The sequence below is a fragment of the Geodermatophilus sp. SYSU D01106 genome (assembly GCF_054049995.1).
The window spans coordinates 1-17,796 of the sequence record NZ_JBJGYM010000038.1 but is presented as its reverse complement, the minus strand read 5'-3'; the positions used below and the strand labels follow the sequence as shown (position 1 = coordinate 17,796).

The following is a 17,796-nucleotide window of genomic DNA, read 5'->3' as shown; positions in this document are numbered from 1 at the left end:
GGCGGGGCGGGGTGGGGGGGGGGGGGGGGGGGGGGGGGGGGCGGGGGCCGGCCCCAAACCAACGGGGGGGGTGGGGGCGGGCCCCCCCGCCCCCCCCCCCTCCGCCCCGTGCCCGGCCGGACCCTCCCCGGTCAGCCGAGCACGGGCGCCGCCGGCGGTGGCACCGCCGCGGCCGCCGCCCGCGCGGTGGCCGCCCGGGCCACCGCGCCGCGCGAGGCGGCCTTGCGCTCGTACATCCGCAGGTCGGCCCGGTGCAGCAGGTCGGCGAACACGACGCCGTCGGCCGGGCAGACGCTCACCCCGATGCTCGCGCCCACTGTCACCTCGGTGCCCAGGAGCGGCACCGGGCGGCGGATCGAGGCCACCAGCTCCTCGGCGACCCGCGCCGCCTCGGCGGCCGCGGTCTCCGGGTGCAGGTCGGGCAGCGCGACGAGGAACTCGTCGCCGCCGAGCCGTGCCAGCAGGTCGCGGCGGCGGACCCGGTCGCGCAGCCGGCCTGCCACCACCTGCAGCAGCTCGTCGCCGGCGGCGTGGCCGAGCGCGTCGTTGACCGCCTTGAACCCGTCGAGGTCGACGAACAGCAGGCCGAGGGCATCGCCGCGGGCGCGGGCCTCCCAGATCGCCGCCTCCACCTGCTCCTCCAGGCGCCGCCGGTTGGGCAGGCCGGTGAGCGGGTCGGTGTAGGCGAGCTCCTGGATGCGGGCCAGCGCCGCCGACGTGCGGTCCCGCTCGCGCACCAGGGCCCGCTCGGCCTCCACGCGGGCGGTCACGTCCACCTGCACGCCGATGTACTGGACGACGGTGCCGTCGGCGTCGTGCACCGGCGCGAGGTGCAGCTCGTTCCACCACGGCGTCCGCTCGGGGCCGCGCACGTTGAGCACCGTCTCGCGGCAGGACTCGCCCGCGGCGACGGCGGCCCGGATCCGCGCGACGGCGGCGGGGTCGGCGTCGGGGCTCTGCAGCTGCCGGCAGTTGCGGCCGAGGATGTCCTGCGCGGACAGCCCGGCGAGCTCCCGGAAGGCGGCGTTGGCGTAGACGATCGGCTGGTCGGCCAGCCGCATGTCCACCACGGTCACGCCGCTGGGGGTGGCCTCCAGCGCCCGGCGCAGCAGCACCTCGGCGTTGGTGGTGCCGACGGCGAGACCGCCGCCGGGCCGGCCCGCCGGGGCGGCCGCGGCCGGCGCGTGCGCCGGCAGCTCGGCGACGGGGCCGACCCGCGGGGCCACCCGCGACAGCAGCGACTGCGCCGCGGCCGACACCGTGTCGCGGTCGTAGGTGAGCGCGTACTCGAAGGTGCGCTCGAGGTCGGGACCGTCCTCGCCGAGGTCGCGGGCGAGCAGGGCCGCGCTGAAGTGCGGGGACAGGACGGCCACGTCCCACTCGCCGCGCACCGGGTCGGCCGGGTCGAGGTGGGCGCCGCGCACGCCGGGCAGCGGTTCGACCGGCAGGTCCTCGCCCAGGGCGCAGACGAAGCCGGTGCGGGCGACCAGGTCGCGGTAGCGCTGGGTGGTGGAGACGGTGAAGTGGCGCGCCTCCTGGAACGTCGAGGCGACCACGCAGGTCTCGCCCAGCCGCATCGCCTCGCGCTCCAGCTGCTTGGACAGCTCGATGAGCAGGGCCTTGGGCGCCCGCCGCAGCGGCGTGCCGTCGGGCAGGCACGCGAAGGGCGACACCGCGCCGAGCGCGCCGGCCGGGGCGCCGGCGCCGGGCAGCGCCAGCTCGCCGACGGTCAGGCCGGGCGCGGCACCCGGGCCGGGCCGGCCGAACAGCCAGCCCTGGCCGAGGGTGGCGCCGAGGCCGCGGGCGGTCCGCAGGTGGCGCTCGTCCTCGATGCCCTCGGCCAGCACGACGGCGCCGCTGCGCTCGGCGTAGGCGTTGACCGCGTTCATGATCTCGGCGATCTGCGGGCCGGGGCGCTCCTGCACCAGGCGCAGGTCGAGCTTCACCACGTCGGGGCGCAGCAGCGGCAGGAACGCCAGCGACATCGACTCCGCGCCGACGTCGTCGACGGCGATCGACCAGCCGAGCTCGCGGACCCGCTCCACCGTGCGCAGGAGCTCGGCCGGGCGGGCGGCGATCGCCCGCTCGGTGATCTCCATGACGACCCGGACGTGGCCGGGCGCCCGCTCGGCGATGGCCAGCAGGTCGGCCAGCGGGGCGGTGTCGAGCACCTCGGGCTCCACGTTGACGAAGACCGTCAGCGGGGCGACGAGGGCTGCGTCGACGGCGCCGCGGAAGGCGGCGGCGCGGCACGCCTCGTCGAGCTCGGCCAGCCGGCCGGCGGCGCGGGCGGCCGCGAAGAGGGCGTCGGGCCGTTCCAGCGGGCCGACCGGGCCGCGGGCGAGCGCCTCGTAGGCGACCACCCGTCCGGTGTCGAGCTCCACGATCGGCTGGAAGACGCTGTGGACGCCGCGGATGGCGTCGTCGAGCAGCGCGGCGGACACGACGTCGGCCACGGTGTCGGTCACCGTGTCGCCGGGCGCCGGTGCCTGTGAGGAGAGGGTCACGCGGTCGTTGTCGGCACGGGAGGCGGAATCCGACACCCGGTGGTCCGGGATCTCCCCCCGGAGGGTCAGGAGGGGAGGGCGATGAGGACGACGGCCGCGGCCGCGGCGGCCAGCCCGGCCCGCTGTGCGGCGACCAGCCGCTCGCGGAGCAGCACCTGCGCCAGCACCACCGTGCTCACCGGGTAGAGCGACGCCAGCACGCCGGTGATCGCCAGCGACCCGCCGGCCTGGGTGGCCACGAGGAACAGCGCGTTGGCCGTCATGTCGCCGATGCCGGCCAGCAACACCACCGGCAGGACCCGCCGCGGCACCCGCAGCCCCGACCCGCCGGCCAGCGCCAGCCCGCCGACGAGCAGCACCGACACCACGCGGGCGGCGGCCAGCGGCGTGAGCCCGGCGTCGTCGCCGGTGCGGTCGAGCACGACGAAGAACAGGCCGAAGCCCGCGCCGGCGGCCAGCGCGGGCGCGACGGCCGACAGCCGGGCCGAGCGCAGCGAGGCCAGCCCGCCCTCCGCCGACACCAGCACCACCGCGACCAGCGCCAGGACGATGCCGGTGACCGCCACCGCGCCCAGCCGCTCGCCGAGCAGCAGCCCGCCGAGCACCGGCAGCGCCGCGGCCGACACCGCCGTCACGGGCGCCACGACGCTCATCACGCCGGTGGCCAGCGCCCGGTAGAAGAGGACCAGCCCGGCGCCGCCGGCGATCCCGGCGACCGCCCCCCACAACAGGTCCGCAGGCGCCGGGTCACCGCCGAGCCACGGCAGCAGCAGCGCCACGGTGAGCAGGCCCGCGGCCTGCGACAGCGCGACGACGGTGGCCGCGGCGACCCGCCGGCTGGCCATGCCGCCGGCGAAGTCGGCCATCCCGTAGACGACGGCCGAGGCCAGCGCCAGCAGCGTCGCCATCCGGTGCGCCTCCCCGTGTCCGTCCCCGCCGCACCGCCCTGCCGGCCCGCCGTGCCGTCCGATCCTGGCAGCCGCCGCCGACGGGACCGGAACCCGCAGGCGGACGGGGAGGGGAGCCGGGCAGAATGGCCTCCCGTGTCCGGCGCCAACGACCCCTACGACCCCAAGCAGGTCGCGGCCCTGTCCGCCGAGGCCCTCGACGGAGCCGTCGCGGCGGCCCGGGAGGCCTTCGCGGCCGCGGCCGACCTCGACGCGCTGGCCGCCGCCCGCCCGGCCCACCTCGGTGACCGCGCGCCCGTGCCGCTGGCCCGCCGCGAGCTCGGCGCGCTGCCGCCGGCCGCCCGCGCCGACGCCGGCAAGCGGGTCAACGCCGCGCGCGTCGCCGTCACCGAGGCCTTCGACGCCCGCCGCGCGGAGCTCGAGGCCGAGCGCGACGCGCGGGTGCTGGCCGAGGAGCGGGTCGACGTCACCCTGCCCTGGGACCGCGCCCCGCGCGGCGCCCGCCACCCGCTGACCACGCTGCAGGAGCGCATCGCCGACGTCTTCGTCGGCATGGGCTACGAGGTGGCCGACGGCCCCGAGCTCGAGGCCGAGTGGCTGAACTTCGACGCGCTCAACATCGGCCGCGACCACCCGGCGCGCACGATGATGGACACCCTCTTCGTGGCGCCCGAGGACTCCGGCCTGGTGCTGCGCACCCACACCAGCCCGGTGCAGGCCCGCACGCTGCTGTCGCGGACGCCGCCGGTCTACGTGGTCGCGCCCGGGCGGGTGTACCGCACCGACGAGCTCGACGCGACGCACACCCCGGTGTTCCACCAGGTGGAGGGCCTCGCGGTCGACCGCGGCCTGAGCATGGCCCACCTGCGCGGCACCCTCGACCACCTGGCACGGTCGCTGTTCGGCCCGGAGGCGATCACCCGCTGGCGGCCGAGCTACTTCCCGTTCACCGAGCCCTCGGCGGAGTTCGACGTCTGGTTCCCCGAGCACCGCGACGGCCCGCGCTGGGTCGAGTGGGGCGGCTGCGGGATGGTCAACCCGCGCGTGCTCGTGGCCTGCGGCGTCGACCCCGAGGAGTTCAGCGGCTTCGCCTTCGGCATGGGCATCGAGCGGGCGCTGCAGTTCCGCTCGGGCGTCGGCGACATGCGCGACATCGTCGAGGGCGACGTCCGGTTCACGAAGGCGTTCGGAGTGGAGCTCTGATGCGGGTCCCCGTCGGCTGGCTGGCCGAGTACGTCGACGTCCCCGCCGGGACGACCGTCGAGGAGCTCGACGCCGCCTTCGTCCGGCTGGGCCTCGAGGTCGAGGAGGTCCACACCCCGGCCGAGGTCACCGGCCCGCTGGTGGTCGGCCGGGTGCTGGGGATCGAGGAGCTCACGGGCTTCAAGAAGCCGATCCGCTGGTGCCAGGTCGACGTCGGCGAGGCGCAGCCGCGCGGCATCGTCTGCGGCGCCCGGAACTTCGCCGTCGGCGACACCGTCGTCGTCGCGCTGCCCGGCGCGGTGCTGCCCGGCGGGTTCGAGATCGCCGCCCGGAAGACCTACGACCACGTCTCCGACGGGATGATCTGCTCGGTCCGCGAGCTCGGCATCGGCGAGGACCACGCCGGCATCCTCGTGCTCGGCGACGGGTTCGAGCCCGGCGCCGACGCCCGCCCGGTCGTGGGTCTCGACGACGTCGTCGTCGAGCTGGCCGTCACCCCCGACCGCGGCTACTGCCTGTCCATGCGCGGCATCGCCCGCGAGATGGGCACCGGCCTCGCGGTCGGCTGGCGGGACCCGGGCGCCGCCGAGGACCCGAGCTGGTCCGGCGAGCCGGCGTGGGACGTCACCGTCGCCGACGCCGAGCGCTGCGACCGGTTCTCGATGGTCGCGCTGGAGGGCCTCGACCCGACCGCGCCCAGCCCCTGGTGGATGCGCCGCCGGCTGGCCCAGTCCGGCATCCGGTCGATCTCGCTGGCCGTCGACGTCACCAACTACGTGATGCTCGAGCTCGGCCAGCCGATGCACGCCTTCGACCGCGCCGCGGTGACCGGCCCGATCGTCGTCCGCCGGGCCCGCGAGGGCGAGCGGCTGACCACCCTCGACGGCGCCGACCGCGTGCTGTCCGACGACGACCTGCTCATCACCGACGACACCGGCCCGATCGGGCTGGCCGCGGTCATGGGCGGGGCGTCCACCGAGATCGGCGACGGCACGACGGACGTCCTGCTGGAGGCCGCGCACTGGGAGCCGACCGGGGTGGCCCGCACCGCCCGCCGGCACCGGCTGCCCAGCGAGGCGGCCCGCCGCTTCGAGCGCGGCGTCGACCCGGAGATGACCGTCGTCGCGCTCGCCCGCGCGGCGGCGCTGCTCGCCGAGTACGGCGGCGCCCGCGTCGTCGGCGCGCCGGTCGACGTCGACACCCGCCGCCCGCGCCCGTCCATCGCGCTGGCCGCCGACCGGCCCGGCCGGGTCTCCGGCGTGCCCTACCCGCCGGAGCAGGTGGTCGAGCTGCTCGGCGCCGTCGGCTGCGCCGTCGAGGCCGACGGGGACCGGCTCACCGTCACCCCGCCGTCCTGGCGCCCCGACCTCACCGACCCGGCCGACCTGGTCGAGGAGGTCGTCCGCCTCGCCGGCTACGACGACGTCCCCTCCGTGCTGCCCACCGCCCCGCCCGGGCGCGGGCTCACCGAGACCCAGCGCCGCCGCCGCGCGATCGGCCGGGCGCTGGCCGAGGCCGGCCACATCGAGGCGCCGGCCTATCCGTTCCTCGCGCCGTCGGTGTTCGACGCCCTCGGCCTGGACGCCGACGACGAGCGGCGCGCCGTGGTCCTCGTGCGCAACCCGCTGTCGGAGGAGGAGCCGGCGCTGCGCACCACGCTGCTGCCGGGCCTGCTCGCCACCCTGGCCCGCAACCTGGCCCGCGGGCAGCGCGACCTCGCCCTGTTCGAGCACGGCGCGGTCTTCCGCGGCGGCGACCGCACCCCCGCGCCGCTGCCCGGCGTCGACGCCCGGCCCGACGACGAGACGCTCGCCGCGCTGCTGGGCGCGGTGCCCGAGCAGCCGTGGCACGTCGCCGTCGCCCTCGCCGGCCAGCGCGAGCCGCGCGGCTGGTGGGGCCCGGGCCGCCCGGCCGGCTGGGCCGACGCCGTGCAGGCCGCGCGCGTGGTGGCCGCGGCCGCGGGCGTGGAGCTTTTCGTGCGCCCCGGCGAGCGGGCGCCCTGGCACCCGGGCCGCTGCGCCGAGCTGGTCGTGCGCGTCGGCGACGACGACGTCGTGGCCGGGTACGCCGGCGAGCTGCACCCGCGGGTGTGCGCGGCGCTGGACCTGCCCGCCCGCACGTCGGTGATGGAGCTCGACGTCGATGCGCTGCCGGCCCGGCCGGTGCCCGTCGGCCCGCGGATCTCCGCCTTCCCGCCGGTGTTCCTCGACCTCGCCTTCGTCGTGCCCGACGAGGTCACCGCCTCGCACGTCGAGTCGCTGGTGCGGGGGGGAGCGGGCGAGCTGTTCGAGGCGGTGCGCCTGTTCGACGTCTACTCCGGCCCGCCGGTGCCGGCCGGATCACGGTCCCTGGCGTACTCGCTGGTGCTGCGCGCGCCCGACCGCACGCTCACCGCGGCCGACGTCGCCCAGGTGCGCGAGGGCATCCTCGCCGTCGTCGCCATGCAGGGGATCACCCTGCGCAGTGGTGATGCCTGACCTCTCCGGGCTGGTCGCGCTCGTCACCGGGGCGTCCGCGGGCATCGGTCGGCACCTCGCCGAGGGGCTGGCCGCCCGCGGCGCCGCCGTCGCCGGCCTCGCCCGCGGCGGGGAGCGGCTGCGGGCGGCGATGGACGACGTCGCCGCGGCCACCGGGGCGCGCACGCTGGCCGTGCCGGCCGACGTCACCGACGCCGCCGCGGTCGACGCCGCCGTCGCCCGGGTGACCTCGGAGCTCGGCCCGGTGGGCCTGCTGGTCAACAACGCGGGCGCGATCGACGCCGCCGAGGTGCCGCTGTGGGAGGCCGACCCCGAGCAGTGGTGGTCGGTGGTGGAGAGCCAGGTGCGCGGGCCGTTCCTCCTCGCCCGCGCCGTGCTGCCGGGGATGCTCGCGGCCGGCGGCGGGCGCGTGGTCGGGCTGGCCAGCGGCCTGGGCACCCGCGGCGACGCGCGCTACAGCGCCTACTCGGCGGGCAAGTCCGCGCAGATGCGGATCACCGAGGCGATCGGGCTGGCCGGCGCGGAGCACGGCGTGCGCGCGTTCGACGTGGCGCCCGGCGTCGTCGACACCGCGATGACGCGCGCCATGCCGATGCACGCCGGCCGCACCGAGTGGACCCCGCCCGCCGACGTCGTCGACCTCGTCGTGGCCATCGCCGCCGGGGAGCTCGACGCGTGGTCGGGGCGCTTCCTGCGCGCCGGCGCCGACACCCTGGACGCCCTGCGCGCCACCACCCCGGCCGGCGACGCCCGCCGGCTGCGGCTGCTCCCGTACGGCGACGCCGACCCCCTGGCCTGACCCCGCGCCCGTTCCTCCGCGGCGGCCCGTGCTCTGCCCACCCCCGCGGGGCAGTGCTCGAGGACTCTCCCCGCGGGTGCTTGTGCTCTGCCCACACCGGCGGGGCAGAGCACGACCCGGCTCGGGAAGCCATGCGTCCTCCGGGGAGGTCGTGCTCTGCACACCATCGCGTGCAGAGCACGACCGTGCCGGGCACGGGGGCCCGACCCCGGCGATGAAAGGTCATGCACGCCCCTGTATGGTCATGCATCGTGAACACAGGGCAGACGTGGACGGTCGGGGTCACCGGCGCCACCGGGTACGCGGGCGGTGAGGTGGTCCGGCTGCTGGCCGGGCACCCGCACCTCCGGCTCGCCGGGGTGCACGCCAACTCGAGCGCCGGCCGACGCCTGGGCGAGCTGCAGCCCCACCTGCTGCCCTTCGCCGACCTCGAGGTGCGGCCCAGCGCGCCCGCGGACCTCGCCGGCTACGACGTCGTCGTCCTCGCGCTCCCGCACGGGGAGTCGGCCGCGATCGCCGCGCAGCTGCCCGAGGACACGCTCGTCATCGACTGCGGTGCCGACCACCGGCTCGAGGACCCGGCCGCCTGGGCCCGCTGGTACGGCGGCGAGCACTCCGGCTCCTGGCCCTACGGCCTGCCCGAGCTCCCCGGCCAGCGGGAGAAGCTCGCCGGGGCGCGGCGGATCGCCGTCCCCGGCTGCTACCCGACGTCGGTCACCCTCGCGATGGCCCCGGCGCTGGCCGCGGGCCTGGTCGAGCCCGACGTCGTCGTGGTCGCCGCCTCCGGCACCTCCGGCGCGGGCAAGGCCGCGAAGCCACACCTGCTCGGCAGCGAGGTCATGGGATCGGTGAGCGCCTACGGCGTCGGCGGCGTCCACCGGCACACCCCGGAGATGGCGCAGACCCTCGGCGCCGCCGCCGGCCAGCCGGTGCGGATCAGCTTCACGCCCACGCTGGTGCCGATGAGCCGGGGCATCCTCGCCACCTGCTCGGCGCCGCTGCGGCCGGGCACCGACGCCGAGGCCGCGCGGGCCGCCTACGCCGAGGCCTACGGCGACGAGCCGTTCGTGCACCTGCTGCCCGAGGGCCAGTGGCCCACCACCGCGCAGGTGCTCGGCGCGAACACGGTCGCGGTGCAGGTCGCCGTCGACCCCGACGCCGGCCGGCTGGTCGTCGTCGCCGCCGTCGACAACCTGACCAAGGGCACCGCGGGCGGGGCCGTCCAGAGCGCGAACATCGCCCTCGGCCTGCCCGAGACCGCGGGCCTCCCGCTGGTGGGGGTGGCCCCATGAGCGAGCTTGCGAGCTCATGCATGTGCACAGCAGCGCCGCGAACGCGGCCGACGAGCGCCAGCGAGGAGGCAGCGTGAGCGTCACCGCACCCGTGGGCTTCCGGGCCGCCGGCGTCGCGGCCGGGCTCAAGAGCACCGGCGCCCAGGACGTCGCGCTGGTCGTCAACGACGGCCCGCAGGCCGCCGCGGCCGCCGTCTTCACCACCAACCGCTTCCCGGCCGCGCCGGTGCTGTGGAGCCGGCAGGTCCTCTCCGGCGGGCGGCTGCGGGCGGTCGTCCTCAACTCCGGCGGCGCCAACGCGTGCACCGGCCCCGAGGGCTTCCAGGACACCCACGCCACCGCCGAGCACACCGCCGCCGCGCTCGGGCGTGCCGGTCTGGAGGTCGGCGCGGTCGACGTCGCCGTCGCCTCCACCGGGCTGATCGGCGTCCGGCTGCCGATGGACCGGCTGCTGCCCGGCGTCACCGCCGCCGCGGGGGCGCTGTCCGCCGAAGGCGGTCCCGACGCCGCCCGGGCGATCATGACCACCGACTCGGTGCCCAAGACGACGGTGCAGCAGCGCGACGGCTGGTCCGTCGGCGGCATGGCCAAGGGCGCCGGGATGCTCGCGCCGAGCCTCGCCACGATGCTCGTCGTCCTCACCACCGACGCCGCCGTCGAGCCGGCCGTCCTGCAGGAGGCGCTGGCGGCCGCCACCGGCGTCAGCTTCGAGCGGGTCGACTCCGACGGCTGCCTGTCCACCAACGACACCGTCATCGCCATGGCGAACGGCGCCAGCGGCGTCACGCCGACCGCGGCGGAGGTGGCCGAGGCGCTCACCGCCGCGGCCACCGACCTCGCCATGCAGCTGCTCGCCGACGCCGAGGGCTCCACCAAGGACATCGCGATCACCGTCCGCAACGCGGCCAGCGTGCGCGACGCGCTCACCGCCGGCCGGGCCTGCGCGCGCAACAACCTGCTCAAGACGGCGCTGTTCGGCAACGACCCCAACTGGGGCCGGGTGCTCGCCGCCATCGGCACCACCGACGCCGCCTTCGAGCCCGACGGCGTCGACGTCACGATCAACGGCGTGACCGTCTGCCGGGGCGGCGCCATCGGCGACCCGCGCGAGGGCGTCGACCTCACCGGCCGGGCCATCACCATCGACGTCGACCTCCGGGCCGGCACCGAGCAGGCCACGATCTGGACCAACGACCTGTCCATCGCCTACGTGCACGAGAACTCGGCGTACTCCACATGAGCACCGCACAGGACCCGAGCCCGCCCGACGTCCGGATCGACGAGCAGCCCCCGCCGCCGCGCCGCCGCATCGGCACCACCCGGGTGATGCGCACCTACGACCCGGAGGGCGACGCCCGCAAGGTCGCCGTCCTCACCGGGGCGCTGCCGTGGCTGCGCGAGTTCCACGGCAACGTGGTGGTGATCAAGTACGGCGGCCACGCGATGGTCGACGAGGAGTGCCGCCGCGCCTTCGCCGAGGACATGGTGTTCCTGCGGACCTGCGGCATCCTGCCCGTCGTCGTCCACGGCGGCGGCCCGCAGATCACCGGGATGCTGTCCCGGCTCGGCATCGCCAGCGAGTTCCGCGGCGGCCTGCGGGTGACCACCCCGGAGACCGTCGAGGTGGTCCGCATGGTGCTCACCGGCCAGGTCGGCCCGGAGGTCGTGGGGCTGATCAACTCCCACGGCCCGCTCGCGGTCGGCCTGTCCGGGGAGGACGGCGGGCTGTTCACCGCCGAGCGGACGACGGCCGTCGTCGACGGCGAGCCGGTCGACGTCGGCCTGGTGGGCGACGTCGCCGCGGTCGACCCGGCACCGGTCACCGCGCTGCTGGCCGCCGGCAAGATCCCGGTGGTGGCCACGGTGGCCCCCGACCGCGACGGCGTGGTGCACAACGTCAACGCCGACACCGCCGCGGCGGCGCTCGCCGTCGCGCTGGGCGCGGTGAAGCTCGTCGTCCTCACCGACGTCGAGGGCCTCTACGCCGACTGGCCCGACCGCGACTCGCTCGTGCAGCAGATCGACGCCGCCGAGCTCGCGGAGATCCTCCCGGACCTCGACGCCGGGATGATCCCGAAGATGGCCGCCTGCCTGCGGGCGGTCGAGGGCGGGCTGAAGCGGGCGACCGTCGTCGACGGCCGCACCCCGCACGCCCTGCTGCTGGAGATGTTCACCACCGAGGGCACCGGGACGATGGTCGTCCCCGCCCACAGCCTGAGCGGAGAGGAGCCGGCATGACCCACACGGAGGAGCTGGCCACCCGCTGGTCGGCCGTGATGATGGGCAACTACCGCACGCCCCCGGTCGCGCTCGCGCGCGGCGAGGGGTCGGTCGTGTGGGACGTCGACGGCCGCGAGTACACCGACCTGCTCGGCGGCATCGCGACGACGATCCTCGGCCACGCCCACCCGCGGGTGACCGAGGCGATCGCCCGGCAGGCGGGCACCCTGGGCCACGTCTCCAACCTGGCGATGCACGAGCCCGGCGTCACCCTCGCCGAGCGGCTGCTGGAGCTCGCCGGCCGGCCCGGGCGGGTCTTCTTCTGCAACTCCGGCGCCGAGGCCAACGAGGCCGCCTTCAAGATCAGCCGGCTCACCGGCCGGCCCGAGGTGGTCACCGCCGAGGGCGCCTTCCACGGCCGCACGATGGGCGCGCTCGCGCTCACCGGGCAGCCGTCGAAGGCCGCCGCGTTCGCCCCGCTGCCCGGCGGCGTCCGGTACGTGCCCTACGGCGACGCCGCCGCGCTGGCCGGCGCGGTCGGCGGGCAGACGGCGATGGTGCTGCTCGAGCCGATGCTCGGCGAGGGCGGCGTGCTGCCCCCGCCGGCGGGCTACCTGGCCGCGGCCGCCCGCACCGCCGCCGACGCCGGGGCGCTGTTCGCCGTCGACGAGGTGCAGACCGGCACCGGCCGCACCGGCCACTGGTTCGCCTCCCAGGCGGACGGGCTCCAGCCCGACCTGATCACGCTGGCCAAGGCGATCGGCGGCGGGCTGCCGCTGGGCGCCACGCTCGCCTTCGGCGACGCCGCCGAGCTCATGACCGCCGGCTCCCACGGCTCGACGTTCGGCGGCAACCCGATCGCCTGCGCCGCCGCGCTCGCCGTCCTCGATACCGTGCGCGACGAGGGCCTGCTCGAGCGGGCCAAGGAGCTCGAGCACCGGTTCACCGCCGGCATCGAGGGCCTCGGCCACCCCGGCGTCTCCGGCGTGCGGGGGAGGGGCGCGCTGCTCGGCGTCGTCCTCACGGCCCCGGCCGCCGCCGCCCTGGAGGCGCACCTGCGCGCCGCCGGCTTCCTCACCAACGCCGTCGCCCCCGACGTGGTGCGGCTGGCCCCCTCCCTGGTCGTGACGGACGCCCAGGTCGACGCGTTCGTCGCCGCCCTCCCCGCGGCCCTCGACGCCGCCCTCCAGGAGACCGCCCCGTGATCCGGCACCTCACCCGCGACGACGACCTCACCCCCGGCGAGCAGGCCGAGGTCCTGGCGCTGGCCGCCGAGCTCAAGCGCACCCGGCACACCGACGCCGCGCCCACCCCGCTGCGGGCCGCGAACGGCGTGCCCCGCGCGGTCGCCGTCCTGTTCGACAAGCCCTCCACCCGCACCCGGGTGTCGTTCTCCGTCGGCGTCGCCGAGCTCGGCGGGTACCCGCTGGTCATCGACGCCGGGTCCAGCCAGCTCGGGCGCGGCGAGCCGGTGGAGGACACCACCCGGGTCCTCGACCGGCAGGTGTCGGCGATCGTGTGGCGCACCTTCGGCCAGGACCGGCTGGAGACCATGGCCGCCACCAGCCGCGTGCCGGTGGTCAACGCGCTCACCGACGACTTCCACCCCTGCCAGATCCTCGCCGACCTGCAGACGGTGATCGAGCGCAGGGGGTCGCTGGCCGGCCGGTCGCTCACCTACCTCGGCGACGGCGCCAACAACATGGCGCACTCCTACCTGCTCGGCGGCGCCACGGCCGGCATGCACGTGCGGATCGGCTCGCCGGAGGGCTACCAGCCCGCCCCGGACGTGCTCAAGCGGGCGGCGGAGATCGCCGCCGAGACCGGCGGCTCGGTGCAGTGGACCGCCGACGCCGCGGCCGCCGCCGACGGCGCCGACGTGCTGGTCACCGACACCTGGGTCTCCATGGGCCAGGAGGACGAGTACGACGCCCGCGTCGCGCCGTTCCTGCCCTACGCGCTGGACCAGGCCGCGGTCGACCGCGCCGCCGACGACGTCGTCGTCCTGCACTGCCTGCCCGCCTACCGGGGCAAGGAGATCGCCGCCGACGTGATCGACGGCCCGCGGTCGGCCGTCTGGGACGAGGCGGAGAACCGGCTGCACGCGCAGAAGGCCCTCCTGCTGTGGCTCCTGGAGCGATCCGGGTGACGGGGGACCGCGCGTGACCGGGGCGCTGACCCGCTCGGCCCGGCAGGCCCGCATCGCCGAGCTGATCACCGCCCGGCCGGTCACCTCCCAGACCCAGCTGGCGGCCCTGCTGGCCGACGGCGGCATCGAGGTCACCCAGGCCACGCTGTCCCGCGACCTCGAGGAGCTCGGCGCCGTCAAGCTGCGCGGCACCGACGGCGCCCCGGCGTCCTACGTGCTGCCGCCGGAGAACGCCCCGCTGCGCCCGGCCCAGGCCGCGCCCGCCCGGCTCACCCGGCTGCTGGCCGACCTGCTCACCAGCGCCGACGGCAGCGCCAACCTCGCCGTCCTGCGCACCCCGCCCGGGGCCGCCCAGTTCCTCGCCTCGGCGCTGGACAAGGTGGGACTGCCCGACGTGCTGGGCACCATCGCCGGGGACGACACGCTGCTCGTCGTCTCCCGCGCCCCCGACGGCGGCCCCGCGCTGGCCGAGCGGCTGCGGGCGATGGCCGCGCGGACCCCCGCCGTCTACCCCGAGCTGCACAGCGACCTGACCGACGACGCCCCCGTCCCTGAGCCCCCCGGAGGACCGACCCCGTGACCGACCCGACCGCCCCCGCCTCGCAGACCCGGCTCTGGGGCGGCCGCTTCGGCGGCGGCCCCTCCCCGGCCATGGCGGCGCTGTCGAAGTCCACCGACGTCGACTGGCGGCTCGCCCCCTACGACCTGGCCGGCTCCCGCGCGCACGCCCGCGTGCTGCACCGCGCCGGCCTGCTCGCCGACGACGAGCTCGAGCAGATGCTCGGGGCGCTCACCGAGCTGTCGGCCGAGGTCGCCGCCGGCACCTTCGCGCCCGTCGAGGCCGACGAGGACGTGCACGAGGCGCTCGAGCGGGGCCTGATCGCCAAGCTCGGCACGCTCGGCGGGAAGCTGCGCGCCGGCCGGTCCCGCAACGACCAGGTCGCCACCGACCTGCGGCTCTACCTCCGCCACAACGTGCGCGCCCTGGTCGGGGAGCTCTCCTCGCTGGAGTACGCCCTCCTCGGGCTGGCCGAGCGGTACCAGGACGTGCCGGCCCCCGGCATGACCCACCTCCAGCACGCCCAGCCGGTGCTCATCGCCCACCAGCTGCTCGCGCACGCGCACGCGTTCGCCCGCGACGTCGACCGGCTGCAGGACTGGGACCGCCGCGCCGCCGTCAGCCCGCTGGGCTCGGGCGCGCTGGCCGGCTCGTCGCTGCCGCTGGACCCCGACGCCGTCGCCGCCGAGCTCGGCTTCGACCGGGCCGCCGACAACTCGATCGACGCGGTCAGCGACCGTGACTTCGCCGCCGAGTTCTGCTTCGCGGCCGCCCTCATCGGCGTCCACCTGTCCCGGCTGGGGGAGGAGGTCGTGCTCTGGACGTCGACCGAGTTCGGCTGGGCCCGCCTCGACGACGCCTGGGCCACCGGGTCGTCGATCATGCCGCAGAAGAAGAACCCCGACATCGCCGAGCTCGCGCGCGGCAAGTCCGGCCGGTTCGTCGGCAACCTGACCGGCCTGCTCACCATGCTCAAGGGCCTGCCCCTGGCCTACGACCGCGACCTGCAGGAGGACAAGGAGCCGGTCTTCGACTCCCTCGAGCAGCTGCTCCTCCTGCTGCCCGCGGTCACCGGGATGGTCGCCACGCTGACGCTGCGCCCGGAGGTGCTCGAGGCCGCCGCCCCGCAGGGCTTCGCGCTGGCCACCGACGTCGCGGAATGGCTGGTGCGCAACGGCGTCCCGTTCCGCTCGGCGCACGAGATCTCCGGCGCGATGGTCGCCTTCTGCGAGGAGGCGGGCGTCGAGCTCGACGAGCTCGACGACGACCAGCTCGCCGGCATCGACGAGCGGCTCACCCCCGAGGTGCGCTCCGTGCTCTCGGTGCGCGGCGCGCTGGAGGCCCGCAGCACCCGCGGGGGGACGGCGCCCGAGCGGGTCGCGGGCCAGCTCGCGGCGCTGAAGGACGTCGCCGCCGCGCACGGCCGGTGGTCGGCCGGCTCGCCCGTGGCGGCCGCGCTCTGACCTCGCCGGGGCGGCTGCTCACCGCCGACGAGCTGCTCGGGCCGGTCGACGAGGTCGCGCCGGCGCTGCTCGGCTGCTGGGTGGTCACCGACCGGCCCGAGGGCACCGTCGCCGTGCGGCTCACCGAGGTGGAGGCGTACTCGGGGGAGGGGGAGGACCCCGCCTCGCACGCCCACCGCGGGCCGACGCCGCGCGCCGCGATCATGTTCGGCCCGCCCGGGCGGCTGTACGTGTACTTCAGCTACGGCGTGCACTGGTGCGCCAACGTCGTCGTCGGCCCGGCGGGGCGCGGGTCGGCGGTGCTGCTGCGCGCCGGCGAGGTGGTGGTGGGGGAGTCCCTGGCCGCCGTCCGCCGTCCCTCCGCCCGGGTGCCGCGGGACCTCGCCCGCGGGCCCGCCCGGCTCACCGCGGCGCTGGCGATCGGGCCGGGCGACGGCGGCGCCGACGTCCTCGACCCCGCCTCCCCGGTGCGCCTGCACGCGGGGGAGCCGCCGGCCGGGGTGTCGGCCGGGCCCCGAGTCGGCATCAGCCGGGCGACCGAGCTGCCGTGGCGCTTCTGGGAGACCGGGGTGCCGTCGGTGAGCGCGTTCCGCCCGGGGGGACGCCGGCGTCCCCGGAGCGCCGGGCAGGATTGATCCCGTGACCGACGTCCTCCCCGAGCTGAAGCGCCGCGGCCTCATCGCCCAGACCACCGACGAGGCCGCGCTGTCCGCGCACCTCGCCGGGGGACCGGTCACCTACTACTGCGGGTTCGACCCCACCGCGCCGAGCCTGCACGTCGGCCACCTGGTGCAGGTCATGGTCCTGCGGGCGCTGCAGCGGGCCGGGCACCGGCCGGTGGTGCTGGTGGGCGGCGCCACCGGGCTGATCGGCGACCCCCGGCCGACGGCGGAGCGCCAGCTCAACGACCGCGCCACGGTGGCCGGCTGGGTCGACAGCATCCGCCGGCAGTTGGCGCCGTTCCTCGAGCTGCCGGCCGAGCGCGGGGGCCTGCCCGCCCCGGTGTACGTCGACAACCTCACCTGGACCGAGCCGCTCTCGGCGATCGACCTGCTGCGCGACCTCGGCAAGCACTTCCGGGTGGGCCGGATGCTGGCCAAGGAGGCGGTGTCAGCCCGGCTGAACTCCGAGGCGGGCATCAGCTACACCGAGTTCAGCTACCAGATCCTCCAGGCGCACGACTACCTGCAGCTCTTCCGCCGGCACGGGGTGACGCTCCAGACCGGCGGCTCCGACCAGTGGGGCAACCTGACCGCCGGCATCGACCTGGTGCGGCGCGTCGAGGGCGCAGGCGTGCACGCCCTGTCGACCCAGCTGGTCACCAAGTCCGACGGGCAGAAGTTCGGCAAGAGCGAGGGCGGCACGGTCTGGCTGGACCCGTCGCTCACCTCGCCGTACGCGTTCTTCCAGTTCTGGCTCAACGCCGACGACGCCGACGCGCTCACCTGGCTGCCCCAGTTCTCCGAGCGCCCGGCCGAGGAGGTGGCCGCGATCGTCGCCGAGAGCACCGAGCGGCCGGCCTCCCGGGCGGCGCAGCGCGCGCTGGCCGAGGAGCTGACGGCCCTGGTGCACGGGCCCGAGGAGCTGCGCCAGGCGGAGGCGGCCGGGCGCGCGCTGTTCGGGCGCGACGACCTCGCCGCCCTGGGCCCCGAGACGCTGGCCGCCGCCCTGCGGGAGGCCGGCAGCGTCACCGTCGACGGCGGGACGCCGACCGTCGCCCAGCTCCTCCAGCAGACCGGCCTCGTCGCCAGCCTGTCCGAGGCCCGGCGGACGGTGAAGGAGGGCGGCGCCTACCTGAACAACGAGCGGGTGACCGACGCCGACGCGATCCCCGGTGAGGACGCCTGGCTGCCCGGCGGCTGGCTGGTGCTGCGCCGCGGCAAGCGCTCCGTGGCCGGCGTGCAGCGGGTGACGCCCTAGCCCGACGCCCGCGTGAACGGCGTGTGACACGCCGGTTCCGGAACGGTGTCCGGCGTCACCGCGGCCCGGGTTTGACACGGGTCCGACAGCCACGTAACTTTCTCTCTGCGCGCCGCACGGCCCGGGAGGGCAGCGGAGAGGCCCCGGTAGGAGCCCCCGATGCGGGCGTACAGTAGGACAAGCCGCTGCTGACGGAGCCCGGAAGGGTCGAGTTGGTGTGCGTCCGCTCCTTGAGAACTCAACAGCGTGCCGAAAGTCAGTGCCAAGTAATAACCCCGTGGCCTGGTCGGTGTCACCGG

The 17,796-nt window shown here is 76.7% G+C and carries 14 protein-coding genes; 12 read left to right on the top strand and 2 right to left on the bottom strand.

The genetic code is table 11. From position 1 onward, the window contains the following. Window positions 1-131: 131 nt before the first annotated feature. The gene (locus ACI78R_RS22805) at window positions 132-2,507 is read right to left on the bottom strand and encodes a diguanylate cyclase domain-containing protein (RefSeq protein WP_457042392.1); all 2,376 of its coding nucleotides are present in this window, start codon (window positions 2,505-2,507) and stop codon (window positions 132-134) included. A 65-nt stretch (window positions 2,508-2,572) separates the two neighbouring features. After that, window positions 2,573-3,415 (bottom strand): EamA family transporter, encoded by an 843-nt coding sequence (locus ACI78R_RS22800; RefSeq protein ID WP_457042391.1) that lies wholly within the window; start codon window positions 3,413-3,415, stop codon window positions 2,573-2,575. A 135-nt stretch (window positions 3,416-3,550) separates the two neighbouring features. Between ACI78R_RS22800 and pheS the strand changes: the two genes are divergently transcribed. The 12 genes from pheS (at window position 3,551) to tyrS (ending at window position 17,497) form a co-directional block, all read left to right on the top strand. Then, window positions 3,551-4,618 carry a phenylalanine--tRNA ligase subunit alpha gene (gene pheS / locus ACI78R_RS22795; RefSeq protein WP_457042390.1) on the top strand — a complete coding sequence of 356 codons (1,068 nt, stop codon included), beginning with the start codon at window positions 3,551-3,553 and terminating at the stop codon, window positions 4,616-4,618. Further along, window positions 4,618-7,095, top strand: a complete 2,478-nt coding sequence (gene pheT, locus ACI78R_RS22790; protein WP_457042389.1) for a phenylalanine--tRNA ligase subunit beta — start codon at window positions 4,618-4,620, stop codon at window positions 7,093-7,095. The genes pheS and pheT overlap by 1 nt, the downstream gene beginning before the upstream one ends. Next, the gene (locus ACI78R_RS22785) at window positions 7,088-7,894 is read left to right on the top strand and encodes an SDR family NAD(P)-dependent oxidoreductase (RefSeq protein WP_457042388.1); all 807 of its coding nucleotides are present in this window, start codon (window positions 7,088-7,090) and stop codon (window positions 7,892-7,894) included. Before pheT ends, ACI78R_RS22785 begins: the two co-directional genes overlap by 8 nt. Before the next feature lie 251 nt (window positions 7,895-8,145). Continuing rightward, window positions 8,146-9,186: an N-acetyl-gamma-glutamyl-phosphate reductase gene (gene argC, locus ACI78R_RS22780; RefSeq protein ID WP_457042387.1), complete on the top strand. Its 1,041-nt coding sequence runs from the start codon at window positions 8,146-8,148 to the stop codon at window positions 9,184-9,186. Between the two features lie 73 nt (window positions 9,187-9,259). Then, window positions 9,260-10,426 (top strand): bifunctional glutamate N-acetyltransferase/amino-acid acetyltransferase ArgJ, encoded by a 1,167-nt coding sequence (gene argJ / locus ACI78R_RS22775; RefSeq protein WP_457042386.1) that lies wholly within the window; start codon window positions 9,260-9,262, stop codon window positions 10,424-10,426. After that, on the top strand, window positions 10,423-11,424 hold the full coding sequence (gene argB, locus ACI78R_RS22770) for an acetylglutamate kinase (RefSeq protein ID WP_336029304.1): 1,002 nt from the start codon (window positions 10,423-10,425) through the stop codon (window positions 11,422-11,424). The genes argJ and argB overlap by 4 nt, the downstream gene beginning before the upstream one ends. Continuing rightward, complete coding sequence (locus ACI78R_RS22765) at window positions 11,421-12,611, top strand: acetylornithine transaminase (protein ID WP_457042385.1); 1,191 nt, start codon at window positions 11,421-11,423, stop codon at window positions 12,609-12,611. The genes argB and ACI78R_RS22765 overlap by 4 nt, the downstream gene beginning before the upstream one ends. Next, window positions 12,608-13,555, top strand: coding sequence for an ornithine carbamoyltransferase (gene argF / locus ACI78R_RS22760; protein ID WP_457042384.1), 948 nt, complete (start codon window positions 12,608-12,610; stop codon window positions 13,553-13,555). Before ACI78R_RS22765 ends, argF begins: the two co-directional genes overlap by 4 nt. A gap of 13 nt (window positions 13,556-13,568) precedes the next feature. Then, window positions 13,569-14,135, top strand: a complete 567-nt coding sequence (locus ACI78R_RS22755; protein WP_073422730.1) for an arginine repressor — start codon at window positions 13,569-13,571, stop codon at window positions 14,133-14,135. Continuing rightward, entirely contained in the window at window positions 14,132-15,577 is a 1,446-nt protein-coding gene (gene argH, locus ACI78R_RS22750) for an argininosuccinate lyase (protein ID WP_073422731.1), read from the top strand. Before ACI78R_RS22755 ends, argH begins: the two co-directional genes overlap by 4 nt. Beyond that, window positions 15,541-16,212, top strand: coding sequence for a DNA-3-methyladenine glycosylase (locus ACI78R_RS22745; protein WP_457042383.1), 672 nt, complete (start codon window positions 15,541-15,543; stop codon window positions 16,210-16,212). The genes argH and ACI78R_RS22745 overlap by 37 nt, the downstream gene beginning before the upstream one ends. A gap of 4 nt (window positions 16,213-16,216) precedes the next feature. Further along, window positions 16,217-17,497 carry a tyrosine--tRNA ligase gene (gene tyrS, locus ACI78R_RS22740; protein ID WP_457042382.1) on the top strand — a complete coding sequence of 427 codons (1,281 nt, stop codon included), beginning with the start codon at window positions 16,217-16,219 and terminating at the stop codon, window positions 17,495-17,497. Window positions 17,498-17,796: the final 299 nt, after the last annotated feature.

What these genes read in the sequence shown, in the direction of transcription:
- ACI78R_RS22800 (WP_457042391.1), bottom strand. Translation starts at nt 3,415, where the DNA reads ATGGCGACGCTGCTGGCGCTGGCCTCGGCCGTCGTCTACGGGATGGCC.
- argB (WP_336029304.1), top strand. Translation starts at nt 10,423, where the DNA reads ATGAGCACCGCACAGGACCCGAGCCCGCCCGACGTCCGGATCGACGAG.
- pheT (WP_457042389.1), top strand. Translation starts at nt 4,618, where the DNA reads ATGCGGGTCCCCGTCGGCTGGCTGGCCGAGTACGTCGACGTCCCCGCC.
- ACI78R_RS22765 (WP_457042385.1), top strand. Translation starts at nt 11,421, where the DNA reads ATGACCCACACGGAGGAGCTGGCCACCCGCTGGTCGGCCGTGATGATG.
- ACI78R_RS22785 (WP_457042388.1), top strand. Translation starts at nt 7,088, where the DNA reads ATGCCTGACCTCTCCGGGCTGGTCGCGCTCGTCACCGGGGCGTCCGCG.